Here is a 12985-nt window from a genome sequence, read left to right on the forward strand (position 1 = left end):
TACCGTTAAATTTATGCCTTAGCGATTGCCGACAAGCATCCGATAACGCAGCTGATCTATGACGACGGCGAGCACGAGCAGGCTGCCAAGCAGGACCATCTGCATGTAGGAGCCGATCTGCATGATGTTCATGCCGTTCTGCACCAGCACGATGAAGAAGGCGCCGAGCACCACACTTTCCACCCGACCGATGCCGCCGCGCAGCGACACGCCGGCGATGACGCAGGCCGCGATCGATTCGAGCGCGATGGTGCCGCCGAGATTGGTCTCGCCGCTTTCGACGCGGGCCGTCAGCAGGATGCCGGCGAGCGAAGCGAGTAGCGCGCAGACGACATAGGCGATGAACAGCGTGCGGCGCGTGTTGATGCCGGAGAGGTGCGCCGCCTTGATATTGCCGCCGACGGCATAGATCTGCGCGCCGGTGCGGGTGCGGTTCATCAGGATCCACATGGCGGCGATCGCCAATAGGGCGACGAGCACCGGCACGGGTACGCCGAAGATGCGGCCGAAACCGAAAAACTCGCCGAACTCGTAGGGCAGGCCCGAGACCGGTACGCCGCCGGTGATGAACAACGCGATGCCGGCGCCAACCGACTGCACGCCGAGCGTCATGATGAAGGGCGAGACGCTGAAGCCGGCAATGCCGATGCTGTTGAGCGTGCCGATCAGGAGCGCCGAGCCGAAGCCTGCGGCAAGACCCATCGCGATGACAAGCCAGACGGCATCCGGGAACATGCCGGACGCCGCGACCATCGCGGTCGCCGAGACGACCGAGGTCAACGCGATGGCCGTTCCGACGGACAGGTCGAAACCGCCGGTGATCAGCACCAGCATCTGCCCGAGCGACACGAGGATCAGGTAGACCGACTGGCGCGCGACGTTGGTGAGGTTCTGCACCGACAGGAACTGCGTCGAGGCGAGCGTGAAGATGATGAGGGCGGCGACGAGGAAGAACGGCAGGACGCCGGCGCGCACGAAGACGGTGCGCAGGAAGGCGAGGATCGGCGAGCCGGCCGAAGCCTGTGTCTCCGCCACCGGTTGGGCGCTGGTGTTCATGCGTCTGGCCTTTCATGGGAGAAGAAGGAGGCGAGGATGGTCTCCTCGTTGATGGCGTCACCCTCAAGCTCCGCCGAAATGCGGCCGGCCGAGAAGACGACGAGGCGATGGGCGAGGTTCATGGCTTCGGGCAGATCGGACGAAATGACCACGACAGCCTTGCCGGCCTCCGCCAGTTCCTTGATCAGGCGGTAGAGGGCCGCGCGCGTGCCCATGTCGACGCCGACGGTGGGCTCGTCGAAGATGTAGAGGTCGTAGTCGCGGCCGAAACCCTTGCCGAACAGCGCCTTCTGCTGGTTGCCGCCAGATAGCGTCGAGATGGCGCGGCCCATATAGTTTTCGGGAATGTCGACGCGCCGGGCGATGCCGTCGGTGATGCTGCGCAATTTTGCCGGCGACAGCGCGCCGAGGAAACCGGACGCCTCGTCACGCTCAAGCGCGCCGAGATCGATGTTGCGGCGCGTCGTGGCCGAGAGCATCAGCCCTTCGGACTTGCGGTCCGGCGGCAGGTAGAAGACACCGTCGCCGACGAAGCGGCGGGTCGGCGCGTGGGTGACGTCCCTGCCCTTCAGCGTCACGGACCCGGCCTTGATCGGCAGCAGCCCGACGGCGGCCCGCCAGGTGCGCGACTTGCCGCTGCCGACCAGGCCGGCGACGCCGAGCACCTCGCCTGCACGGACATCGATATCCACGCCGCCCACACCCCAGGCCTTCAGGCCGCGGATCGACAGCAGCACGTCGCCGTCCGCCTTGCGGGCGATGGTCGGATAGATTTCGTCGATGGCGCGGCCCGTCATCATCTCGACCAAAGCCTTGGGAGAGAGCGCATCGACGCCGACCGTGCCGATCAGCTTGCCGTCGCGCAGCACCGTGATGCGGTCGGCGATCTGCGAGAATTCCTGGATGCGGTGGGAGATATAGACGATGCCGACGCCGCGGGCCTTGGCCTCGCGCACAATGCGGAACAGCGTTTCCGTTTCGCGTTCCGTCAAGGAAGCGGTCGGCTCGTCGAGAATGAGAATACGGGCCTCGGAATGGATCGCCTTGGCGATCTCCGTCATCTGCTGCTCGGCGCGGGACAGGCTGACGACGGAGCGGCGCACGTCGATCGGGAAGCCGAGATCGGCGAAGAGCTTTTCGGCACCGCGGCGCATGGCGCCCTTGTCGGTGAAGGGGCCGCGCTTGGGTTCGCTGCCGAGATAGATGTTTTCCGCCACGCTCATCGTCGGCACCAGCGAGAATTCCTGGAAGACGGCGGCAACGCCGTTCTTCTTGGCATCGCCCACCGAGGCAAAGGACACCGTGTCGCCATTGAGCACCAGCGTGCCTGCCGTCTGCGGATAGACGCCGGAGAGGATGGAGATCAGCGTCGACTTGCCCGCACCGTTCTCGCCGAACAGCACATGCACTTCGCCCGGCATCAGCGTGAAGGACACGCCGTCCAGCGCCTTCACCCCCGGAAATGTCTTGGTAATGCCCGTCATCTCGACGAGCGGCATCGCGGAACCGGTCACCCTCGTCCCTCCTCAATGGCGGCCCCGGGGCGTGCCGGGACCGCATGCGGTCGTCTTGGGTTCTTTAGTTCACGCTGAAGACCGGCTTGTAGCCATCCGGCGGCAGGATGTTGGTCTGCGGCACGCTCTCGACATTCGACGGATCGACGACGAAGATTTTGGGGCCGACATGCTTGGTGAGTTCCTTGCCTTCCAGTGCGCGCACCGCCTGGTCGATGGCGATACGGCCCTGGATGACCATGGAGTCGGCTGGGCCTGCGAGGATGAAGCCGCGCTTGATGCCCTCGTAGACACCGGGCGTCATGTAGAAGGCGAGAAGCTCGACCTGGCCCTTGAGGCCGCGTTCGCGGATGAGGCCCTGGGCGGCTTCTGCCGTCACCGCCGTGCCGGCGATGTAGCGCACGTCGGGCTCGGCCTGCAGCACGTCCTCGACGAGCTTCAGCTGGGCTTCCTTGCCGGTATCGCCGAATTTCGGATCGAGCACCTGCACGGCGGAACCTGCAACGGCTTCCATGAAGCCCTTGTTTGCGGCTTCCACCCAGCCCGCACCGGCCGGGCCCGGGAACCAGCCGACCTTGACCGGATCGCTGCCCGCCGGATGCTTCTTGGCGAGGTAGGCGCCGGTCTCGTGGCCCATCGTGTAGAAGGAGACGAGCGACTTGGCTGTCAGGTCCGGCGAGGAAATGCCGTTGATGACGTCGATGACCGGAATGCCCTTCTTGGTGACTTCCGAGACGAGGTTGTTGAGGCCATCGAAGGAGATGGCGCCGATCACCACGGCCTGCGCACCGCCGGCGACGCAATCCTCGATCTGGCTGATCTGCTTGGCAAGTTCGGTGTAGCCGCCGGCATCGACGAGGTTCATCTTGACGCCGAGGTCCTTCGCCTGTTCCGCGACGCCGTAGTCGACGCCGAGCCAGTAGGCATCCTTCATGTGCGGGAAGGAGACGCAGATGTTCCAGGGCTTTTCCGCCTTGGCGAGCGGTTCGTATTTCACGTCGACCGGCTTGCCATCCGCCGCAAACGGCGGTTCGATCGCCTGGGCGTCATAGGGATACCAAGTCTCGGCCATGGCTGCGCCGTTGAGCGCGAAAGCCAAGGCCGTCGTGGCGAGTGCAGTTCTGACGAGCGTGTTCATTATCGTTCCCTCTCTTGTTTTGATGCATGCGTTTGGCTGTCAGTTGAAGGTCGCGCGCAGCCTCCCGAGCAGTGCGGCGCGGTCCTTGCGGGCGTCGAGCGCTTCTTCCATCGTCACCTTGACGAAGCGGGTGGGCGTGTGCGGCTGAAGCTGGCCGATCAGGTCCATGTCAGCGGAGATGACCGTGCCGACCATGAAGTAGCCGCCGCCGGAGACGGCATCCCGGTGCAGGATGATCGGTTCGGTTCCGCCCGGCACCTGGATCGAACCATAGGGGTAGCAGCTGTCGACGATATTCGATGGGTCAGAGCCGGCGCCGAAGGGCTGTTCGCGTTCGACGAAATCGAGCTTTCGGCCGCCCTTGAAGCGATAGCCCATGCGGTCCGCCTCGTTTGCCACCTTCCATTCGTCGGCGAAGAAGTTTTCCTGCGATTCCTCGGTGACGCGGTGCCAGTAGAGGCCGGGCAGCACGCGCAGCTCCGCGGGCATGCCGGGCTTGCGGCGCAACTCCTCGACAACCGTCTTGCCCTCGTTGGCAAGGCTTCCCTTGCCGACCGGCAGTTCGTCACCGGCGGCGATCGGGCGGCCCTTAAAGCCGCCGAGTGCGCCGATCGGATAGGTCGAGCGGCTGCCGAGCGCTTCCGGCACATCGATGCCGCCGGAAACGGCGATGCAGATGCGGGCGCCGGACTTCAGGAAATCGAAGGTCAGCGTCTGGCCGGCCTTGACCTTGAAGGCGGTCCAGCCGGGCTGTGCCACGCCATCCACCTTCGCCGGCATCTCGGCGCCGGTAATCGCGACGAGGGCGTCCTCGGTGAATTCCAGCTTCGGGCCGATGAAGACGGCTTCGAGACCGGCGGCACCCTCGTCATTGCCGACGAGCAGGTTTGCCGCGCGCATCGCATAGCGGTCCATCGCGCCGCCGACGGGGATGCCGAGGTGGAAATAGCCGGGGCGGCCGAGATCCTGGACGGTGGTCGCGAGACCGTGGTGGAGAACCTTAATGGCCATAGAGCATGCCCTCCAGCTTGGCGTTTGTGCCGTCGATATCCTTCTGGAATTCCCGGAGGTCGAAGCTCACCTCGCGGATCGGCGGGGCGAAGCGGCCCTTGTCGACATCCTCGACCGCCTGGTCATAGGCATCGCGATCGATCGGCTTGAACTTCACGATGTCGCCGGGGCGGAAGAACACCATGAAATCGCGCAGATAACTGGTCGTCTGGGTCGGGTCGAAGATCGGCATCGGCGTGATGCCGAACATCTGGTAGCCGCCGGCACCGCGCACCGAATAGATGCAGCCGAAGCAGCCGCCGTGGCCGACCGTGAGTTTTGGCGTGTCCGTGCGCGGACGCAGGTACTTTGGGACCTGGATCTGCCGCTGCCGCTCGACCATCTGGTACATGAAAGGCAGGCCGGCGACGAAGCCGACCATCGAGACGAACCAGGGCGAGCCGGAATGGGCGCCGACGAAATCGTCGACCGAGCCGTAATCGTTGATGCGGGCGGCATAGTCGAGATCCGTGCCCGTCGGGTCCTGATGGCGCTCGCGAAACCGCATCAGCGTCTCGTGCGTCCAGGGGTCGTTGTAGAAAACCGGGATTTCGACGATGCGGGTCTTCAGCACCGGCTCGGCCTTGGCGGCCGCCCCCTCGATCGACTTCACTTCCTTCAGGATGTCGTCGGGATGGATGATGTCCGGGTTGAACTTGATCTGGAACGAGGCATTGGCCGGGCAGATTTCCGTGACACCCTTGATGCCGCTTTCACGCACGCCCTTTGCCATGGAGAGGCTCTTGAAGAAGGCTTCGAGCGACATGTCCTCGCTGCATTCGACGAAGAGGTGCTCGTCGCCCCCGAATGTGTATCTGATGCTCATCAGGCAACCTCCGCAGTCGCGCCGGCTTTCGCGGCGAATTCGGTTTCAAGCCATGTTTCGAGGAAGCGCGTGTCGAAGGCACCGCGCCGCACGCTGTCGTCTTGAGCGAGTGCCAGGTGCAGCGGCACCGTCGTCTTGATACCCTCGATCGTCAGGCCTTCCAGCGCACCTCTCAGTCGTTCGAGGCACGCATCGCGGGTCCGACCCCAGACGATCAGCTTGCCGACGAGCGAGTCATAGAACGGCGGGATCGTGTAGCCTTCGTAGAGCATCGTATCGAAACGGATGCCCTCGCCCTCCGGCACGACGAGCCGGGTGATGGTGCCCGGCGCCGGCAGAAAGCCCTTGGCCGGGTCTTCGGCGTTGATACGGCACTCGATGGCGTGGCCTTCGGCCTGCACATCCTCCTGGCGGATCGACAGCGGCGCGCCGCCGGCAACGCGGATCATTTCCTCGACGAGGTCGATGCCGGTGATCATCTCGGTGACCGGATGCTCGACCTGGATGCGGGTGTTGACCTCAATGAAGTAGAACTCGTTCGTCACCTCGTCATAGAGATATTCCACCGTGCCGGCGCCGCGGTAGCCGACCTCGCGGGCAAGCGCCACGGCGCTGTCGCAAAGCCGGGTGCGCACGTCGGCGGGCAGCAGGAAGGACGGCGCCTCTTCCCAGACCTTCTGGCGGCGGCGCTGCAACGAGCATTCCCGCTCGAAACAATGGATGAAGTTCTGGCCGTCGCCGAGGATCTGCACCTCGACATGGCGCGCCTTGGTGATGACCTTTTCCAGATAGAGGCCGCCATCGCCGAACGAAGCCAATGCTTCGGCAGAAGCCTGCGGGAAATGGCGCTCCAGATCGGCGAGGTCGGCGGCGATGCGGATACCGCGACCGCCGCCGCCTGCTGCCGCCTTGATCATGATCGGAAAGCCGGTCTTCGCCGCCACGGCCCGGGCTTCCTCGATCGTTGCAAGGCGTCCTGCGCTGCCCGGCACGGTCGGAACACCGGCCTTGGCAGCAACCTCGCGCGCCGCAACCTTGTCGCCGAGCAGGCGGATCGCGTCACCCTTCGGGCCGATGAAGATCAGGCCGGCCGCTTCCACCGCATCGGCGAAATCGGCATTTTCCGACAGGAAGCCGTAGCCCGGATGCACGGCGTCGACGCCTGCCGCCTTGGCGGCATTCACCACCGCCTCGATGTTGAGATAGGATTTCTTCGGCGCCGGCGAGCCGATATCGACGGCCGCATCGGCAAGCTTCACCGCCAGCATGTCGGCATCCGCGGCGCTATGGACCTGCACGGTGCGAATGCCGAGCGCCTTTGCCGCCTTGATGATGCGCACCGCGATCTCGCCGCGGTTGGCAACGAGGAGCGAGCGGATCGTCATGCCTCCACCTCGGCGATGACCTGGCCCGCCATGACCGGCTCGTCATTGTCGACGAGGAAGGTGATGTTCTTGCCTTCGACGCCGGCCGGCACTTCCTGAAACGTCTTCATGACCTCGATGAGCCCGATCGCATCGCCGCTCGCCACGCTGTCGCCATCCGCCTTGAAGGGCGGCACATCCGGCGAGGATGACCGGTAGAAGGTGCCCGGCAGGGGCGATCTGATCTCGATCTTGCTCATGTCTCTCTCCGCTTGAATGGTCGAGCCTTTCCGCTTTCTCCAAGCGGCGGAAGGGCCCTGTCTGTCTATTTTCGTGTCATTCGTCCTAGGGGCCGGCGACGCCGGACACCGACGTTATGCGAATGCCCTCGGCAACCAGCGCCTCGCGCATCTGGCGCACGATGTCGAGCGCGCCGAGTGTGTCGGAATGGAAGCAGATGGATTCGAAGTCGATTTCGATGTCGTTGCCCTTGACGGTGCGGACCTTGCCTTCCTTGCAGGCGCGCACGACCTTGCGGGCAATGGCGGCAGGATCCGGCCGGCCAGCGTCGCGGGTAAACACGATGGAGCCGCTGTCGTCGTAATCACGGTCGGCGTAGAATTCACGCACGGTCGGCTGACCGGCTTCGATTGCCGCGCGCCACGTCGCGGAGCCGCCCATGCAGAAGATGTAGGCATTCGGCTCGACGGTGCGCATGTACTGCACGAAGATCTGCGACAATTCCGGATTGACCGCCATTTCCATGTAGAGCGCGCCGTGCGGCTTCACGTGCTGTAGGCGTGCGCTGTGCCTGTGGGCGAATTCGCGGATCGCACCGACCTGGTAGACGATGTCGTTGACGAGTTCCTTCGCGGTGCCGGCGATCTTGCGACGGCCAAAACCCTGAAGATCGTTATAGCCGGGATGCGCACCGATGCCGACGCCGTGCTGGGCGGCAAGACGCACCGTCTGATCCACCAGGTTCGGATCGCCGGCATGGAAGCCCGCGGCGATATTGGCCGAACTGATCAGCGGCATGAGGGATGCATCTTCGGTATCGCCGACGTGCCAACGACCGAACGCCTCACCCATATCGCAGTTGATGTCGACTACCTCGCGCAATGTCTCGTCCTCACATGCATTTTCTCGACAACAGAACGCTAGGATGTTTATCCTCTTTTGAAAAATTCTATTTTCTCATATACGAATTCTGAAAATCAGAACGTCTTGCCCATTTTTGTTGCGCCGCAAAAATTAGGAAAAACAAATGGATAATTGGAACCTGCACGGAATTGGGCGGCTTGATGCCCAATTCGATATCGACCATTCTGATTTTTTGATACCTCTTCGCGGGAAACCAGATAGAGGACGACAGCCATGACGATCAGTCTGCGGCAGATCCGCTACTTTATCGCGACCGCCGAACTCGGGCAGATATCGCAGGCCGCCGTCGATCTTTCCATTTCGCAGTCCGCGGTAACGACCGCGATCAAGGAGCTGGAACGCACGGTGGGCGTCAGCCTCTTTCTGCGCACGCCGCACGGTATGGACCTGACGTCCGCCGGACGGCAGTTCTTGTCGCATGCCTACGAGATCCTGAAGAAGGTCGACGAGGCGACGCATCTCAACGTCGTCAGCAGCGAGATCGAGGGCACGCTGACCGTAGCCGCCACCTATACCGTCATCGGCTACTTCCTGCCGCTCCACATCGAGCGACTGCGCCGGCATTTCCCGAAACTCGAGATCCAGCTTTTCGAACTGAACCGCGAGTCTATCGAGGAAGGGCTCCTGAGCAACCGCTACGACATGTCCGTGCTGCTCACCTCCAACATTCTCAATCCGGCCCTCATCACGGAAAAGGTGCTGAGTTCGACGCGCCGCCTCTGGCTGCCGGCGCAGCATCATCTCCTGCAGGCGGAAACGGTCGGCCTCAAGGAGATCGCCGAGGAACCCTACATCATGCTGACGGTGGACGAAGCGGCACATTCGGCGCTCAAATACTGGAGCGCCTCGCCCTACCAGCCACGCGTCATTTTGCGGACCTCGTCGGTCGAGGCGACCCGCTCGCTCGTCGCAAACGGCCAGGGCGTGGCGATCCTCTCCGACATGGTGCATAGGCCCTGGTCGCTCGAAGGCCGGCGCATCGAGACCATGAACATCAGTGACCCCGTCCCGGCCATGGATGTCGGTCTCGCCTGGCGACGCAACATGGAATTAACGCCGCCCATGCTCGCTTTCCGCTCCTATTTCCAGCAGGCCTTTCACCTGCCAGGACGATGAGAGGTGTCGCTATTTTTTAGCAGCACTAAAATTCGTTTGACAATGCCGACCGCTCGCGCACTATTGAAGTAATACTAAAAACTCGGATGACGACGGTGACGAGTGTAGAAGGGTCTGACGCGGGCTCTGCTGTTGGAGAGCGCCTGCGCGAGCGCCGACGCGAGCTCAAGATGACATTGCAGCAGGTCGCGGATGCGGCCGGGTTTTCGGTCGGCTTCATTTCGCAGATCGAGCGCGGCATCACCGTGCCGTCGCTGACCTCGCTCGTTGCGGTCAGCCGCGCCCTCAAGGCCGATGTCGGCTCCTTCTTCCAGTTGCCCAAGGTCGACGCACCGATCACACGACACGAGGGTCGCCTCGTCTATGCGCTCGGCGGTACTCCCGATAGCGCCGTCAGTTACGAGCGCCTTTCCGCATCCTTCCCGGGCAACATCCTGCGCTCGACCCTCATCCACGAGCCACCGGGTTTCCGCAGCGAACCGATGTCGCACGAGGGCGAGGAGATCTACTTCGTGGTGAAAGGTGCGCTGACCATCGAGATCGATGGCGAACGCACCGTTCTGGAGGCAGGCGATTCCGCGCATTTTCCGTCGACGCTGACGCATGTCACCTGGAACCATACGAACGAAATGGCAACGGTCTTCCACACCTGCACGATGGACGTTTTCGGCGACGGCGAACCATCCGCCGAGACCTCGCCAAGCCTCGTCGTCAAGCGCACCGCCGTCGAGCGCGGCGCGCCGAAGCCAAGCAAGACCCGTAAACCCATAGGCTAGCACACGGTGCCGCCGGTCCGATCGCCCAGGCGCTGTCGGACCGGCCTGCAGCGACCATCCCCTTTCCGCCATCTCAACGAGGACATGATCATGAACGAACAGACCGCAACGCGCTTCAAGGCGTTACGTCAAAGCATGGCCGACACCGGCACTGGCCTCGTCGCCGTCGCGCCGGGCTCGCACATGGATTGGGTGCTGGGTTTCCACCCGCACCCCGATGAGCGGCCCTGCCTACTGCTGATCGGCCCGGAAAAGGAAGCCTTCCTGATGCCGGGACTGAATGCCGAGGGCAGCCGCGAATTCACCGACATCGCCTTCCACACCTGGGCGGACGATGCCGGCCCGGTTGAAGCCTTGCATGCAGCACTCGCCGCGATCGGCGCGGAAGCCCCCGGCCTTGTCGCGCTCGACGAAACTATGCGCGCCGACTTTGCCCTGCTGCTTCTCGACGCCCTGCCCGCAGACACGCGCCGCGACTTCACGCCCGCCACGCTGGGCGGCCTGCGCATGCGCAAGGACAGTGCGGAATATGCCAAGCTGAAAATGAATGCCGGCATTGCCGACCGGGCCATGCAGGCGGCATTTTCGGCCGTCAAACCGGGCATGACCGAGAAGGATCTCGCTGCCGAGATCCGGGCGCACTTCTCTTCGGAAGGCGCCTCACCGCAGTTCTGGATCGTCGGCGCCGGCGGCAACGGCGCCTTCCCGCACCATTCGGCAAGCGACCGGGTGATCGAGGAGGGCGACGCCGTGGTCATCGACATCGGCGGCCGCAAGCAGGGCTTTCCCTCCGACATTACCCGCATGGCCGTGATCGGCCTGCCGCCGGAAGGCTATGGCGAAATCCACACCATCGTCGAGAAGGCCGTGCAGGCGGCGCTGAAGGCCGCGCGGCCCGGTGTTCCGGCGCGTGACGTCGATGCCGCCGCCCGCAAGGTGATCACGGATGCCGGCTACGGCGAATACTTCGTGCACCGCACCGGCCACGGCATGGGCATTGACGGTCATGAGCCGCCCTACATCACCGCGACCTCCGACACCGTGCTCGAGGAAGGCATGGTCTTCTCGATCGAGCCCGGCATCTACCTGCCCGGCCGCTTCGGCATTCGCCTGGAAGACATCGTGATCCTGCGCGAGAACGGTCCGGAAATTCTCTCCTCGCTGCCGCGCTCGGCGCATGTCGTTCAGGTCTGAACGATTGGATGAAACGGGGCGGCACCATGCGTGCCGCCCGCTCATTTTCCGTGCAGAACGGCCAATGCCTTTGCGTGCAGCTCCGAGTTCGCCGCTGCAATGATGCCGCCACCACTTTCCGCCGGGCCACCATCCCAATCCGTCACCGTGCCACCTGCCTGCTCGATAATCGGGATGAGGGCGACGATGTCATACGGTTGCAGGCCAGCTTCCACCACGAGGTCGATCTGGCCAGCGGCGAGCATGCAATAGGCATAACAATCCGTTCCGTAGCGCGAAAGACGGACCTGCCGCTCCAAATGGTCGAAAGCGGCCCGTCGTTCCGGCTCGAAGATCGCCGGCGTCGTGGTGCAGAGCGTCGCCTCGGACAGGTCTGTTGTCGCGCGTGTTGAAAGCTGCGCCTTGCCGTGCGGGCCTTCGTAATGCGTGCCCGCGCCCGTCGCATAAAACAATTCGCCGATGAAGGGCTGTGCCATCATGCCGGCGATGGCATCGCCATCCTGCATCAAGCCCACAAGCGTGCCCCAGAGTGGAATGCCCGAAATGAAGGAACGCGTGCCGTCGATCGGATCGACGACCCAGACATGGCTCGCATCGGCGCCTTCAGCACCGAACTCTTCGCCGCGAATGCCATGATCCGGAAACTCCGCCCTGATCAGTGCCCGGATCGCCTTTTCGGTCTCGCGGTCCGCCTCGGTGACGGGATCGAAGCCGCTGGCGAGCTTGTTGGTGACAAGGCCCGGCAAGCGGAAACGCGGAAGCGCTTCACGCGCGGCAACGGTTGCAATCCGGCGCATGAAATCGGGTGAAATCAGCACGGCATCTCCTCCCAATCCCCTAAACCGCCTTCAGCCATTCAGGCCAGCGCGGATCGTTCATCACGAACCGCGCCCGCATGTGCTTCCAGAAACCGTATTTGAAGAAATCGAAATCGAGGCGTGAAACCTCATTCTGCACCATGGCCCAGGTCGACCATTTCAGATCGACGAGCGCCTTGAACAGCGAAACTCGCGCCAGCACGGCCCGGTCGGCGCGGCCGTAATATTCCTCGATCAACTCCGCCTCGACCTCCGGCGAAAAGCACATCTCGCTGAACCAGAGGGCAAGTTCGGCGGCGCGGTCGTTGGTGGACGCATATTCGAAATCGACCAGCATGACCCGGCGGTCGGCATGGAGCAGGAAATTGCCGGCCAGCGTATCGTTCATGCAAGGCGCCAGGTCGAGGCCGGAGGCTTCCAGAGCAGCCCGCGCTTCGCGGTAACGGGCGTTAAGCCAGCCGAAATCCATCGGGAACTCGCCGCCCAGCGTCAACACCTGCTGGAAATGCTCGTCGATCATGTCGAAGGTGGTCTTGAGCTGGGAGAGCGGCGCACTGTCGTTGAACGCCTTTAGAGCACGCAGGCCATTGAAGCGGACGACAGGGTCGAGAAAATCGGCATTGGTGGAGGTTCGCAGCCCGTCGACGAATTCGCTGACCTCGATTCCGGTTTCCGGAAAGAAGTCGACGATGCGGGCGCCGACACCCGCGGCATGCGCCTTGCGACCTGCCTCGTTGGCGGTCCGGCGATCGATGAACATCTCCGTACCCTCGCCGGGGATCTTCACGAAGAAGCTGTGCGGCGCGCCGCTGATATGGACACGCCAGTTCGGGTTGCTGATACCGCCGGGCACGGGTTCGTAGAAAATCTCCCGTCCCTGCCAGTCCGTCACGACAGCGATAGCCCGCTCGATCGCCTGCTCTCCCAGAGATGCGCCTTCACCCAACCTGCGCCTCATCGCCCCCTCCA

At 63.5% G+C, this 12985-nt stretch carries 14 protein-coding genes; 3 read left to right on the forward strand and 11 right to left on the reverse strand.

What is annotated here, in order from left to right; genetic code table 11:
* Window positions 1-18 precede the first annotated feature (18 nt).
* The 9 genes from AC1RT2_RS00680 to AC1RT2_RS00720 form a co-directional block, all read right to left on the reverse strand.
* Window positions 19-1056, reverse strand: a complete 1038-nt coding sequence (locus AC1RT2_RS00680) for an ABC transporter permease (protein WP_493098518.1) — start codon at window positions 1054-1056, stop codon at window positions 19-21.
* Window positions 1053-2570 (reverse strand): sugar ABC transporter ATP-binding protein, encoded by a 1518-nt coding sequence (locus AC1RT2_RS00685; protein ID WP_493098520.1) that lies wholly within the window; start codon window positions 2568-2570, stop codon window positions 1053-1055. The genes AC1RT2_RS00680 and AC1RT2_RS00685 overlap by 4 nt, the downstream gene beginning before the upstream one ends.
* Window positions 2571-2634: 64 nt before the next feature.
* Window positions 2635-3708 carry a TMAO reductase system periplasmic protein TorT gene (torT, locus tag AC1RT2_RS00690; protein ID WP_493098522.1) on the reverse strand — a complete coding sequence of 358 codons (1074 nt, stop codon included), beginning with the start codon at window positions 3706-3708 and terminating at the stop codon, window positions 2635-2637.
* Between the two features lie 39 nt (window positions 3709-3747).
* On the reverse strand, window positions 3748-4719 hold the full coding sequence (locus tag AC1RT2_RS00695; RefSeq protein WP_493098524.1) for a 5-oxoprolinase subunit C family protein: 972 nt from the start codon (window positions 4717-4719) through the stop codon (window positions 3748-3750).
* Window positions 4709-5584: a 5-oxoprolinase subunit B family protein gene (locus AC1RT2_RS00700; RefSeq protein ID WP_069062901.1), complete on the reverse strand. Its 876-nt coding sequence runs from the start codon at window positions 5582-5584 to the stop codon at window positions 4709-4711. Before AC1RT2_RS00700 ends, AC1RT2_RS00695 begins: the two co-directional genes overlap by 11 nt.
* Window positions 5584-6969 (reverse strand): acetyl-CoA carboxylase biotin carboxylase subunit, encoded by a 1386-nt coding sequence (locus tag AC1RT2_RS00705; RefSeq protein ID WP_493098527.1) that lies wholly within the window; start codon window positions 6967-6969, stop codon window positions 5584-5586. The genes AC1RT2_RS00700 and AC1RT2_RS00705 overlap by 1 nt, the downstream gene beginning before the upstream one ends.
* A complete protein-coding gene (locus AC1RT2_RS00710) occupies window positions 6966-7208 on the reverse strand; it encodes an acetyl-CoA carboxylase (RefSeq protein ID WP_493098529.1) in 243 nt (80 codons plus the stop codon). The genes AC1RT2_RS00705 and AC1RT2_RS00710 overlap by 4 nt, the downstream gene beginning before the upstream one ends.
* A gap of 85 nt (window positions 7209-7293) precedes the next feature.
* Window positions 7294-8070 carry a 5-oxoprolinase subunit PxpA gene (locus tag AC1RT2_RS00715; RefSeq protein ID WP_493098531.1) on the reverse strand — a complete coding sequence of 259 codons (777 nt, stop codon included), beginning with the start codon at window positions 8068-8070 and terminating at the stop codon, window positions 7294-7296.
* 95 nt (window positions 8071-8165) lie between these two features.
* Window positions 8166-8327 carry a hypothetical protein gene (locus tag AC1RT2_RS00720; protein ID WP_493098532.1) on the reverse strand — a complete coding sequence of 54 codons (162 nt, stop codon included), beginning with the start codon at window positions 8325-8327 and terminating at the stop codon, window positions 8166-8168.
* On the opposite strand from AC1RT2_RS00720, the gene AC1RT2_RS00725 reads away from it, so the two are divergent.
* The 3 genes from AC1RT2_RS00725 (at window position 8326) to AC1RT2_RS00735 (ending at window position 11198) form a co-directional block, all read left to right on the forward strand.
* A complete protein-coding gene (locus tag AC1RT2_RS00725) occupies window positions 8326-9228 on the forward strand; it encodes a LysR family transcriptional regulator (protein ID WP_444798398.1) in 903 nt (300 codons plus the stop codon). The two genes, AC1RT2_RS00720 and AC1RT2_RS00725, sit on opposite strands and share 2 nt — an antisense overlap.
* 95 nt (window positions 9229-9323) lie before the next feature.
* Complete coding sequence (locus tag AC1RT2_RS00730) at window positions 9324-10004, forward strand: helix-turn-helix domain-containing protein (protein ID WP_493098534.1); 681 nt, start codon at window positions 9324-9326, stop codon at window positions 10002-10004.
* Window positions 10005-10094: 90 nt separating this feature from the next.
* A complete protein-coding gene (locus AC1RT2_RS00735) occupies window positions 10095-11198 on the forward strand; it encodes a M24 family metallopeptidase (RefSeq protein ID WP_493098536.1) in 1104 nt (367 codons plus the stop codon).
* A gap of 41 nt (window positions 11199-11239) precedes the next feature.
* Here the strand turns inward: AC1RT2_RS00735 and hisN are convergent, their stop codons facing one another.
* Window positions 11240-12016: a histidinol-phosphatase gene (gene hisN, locus AC1RT2_RS00740; RefSeq protein ID WP_493098538.1), complete on the reverse strand. Its 777-nt coding sequence runs from the start codon at window positions 12014-12016 to the stop codon at window positions 11240-11242.
* Window positions 12017-12035: 19 nt separating this feature from the next.
* On the reverse strand, window positions 12036-12974 hold the full coding sequence (locus AC1RT2_RS00745; protein WP_493098540.1) for a phosphotransferase: 939 nt from the start codon (window positions 12972-12974) through the stop codon (window positions 12036-12038).
* Window positions 12975-12985 lie beyond the last annotated feature (11 nt).

The organism is Shinella sp. GW821-FHT11G07, assembly GCF_058808115.1.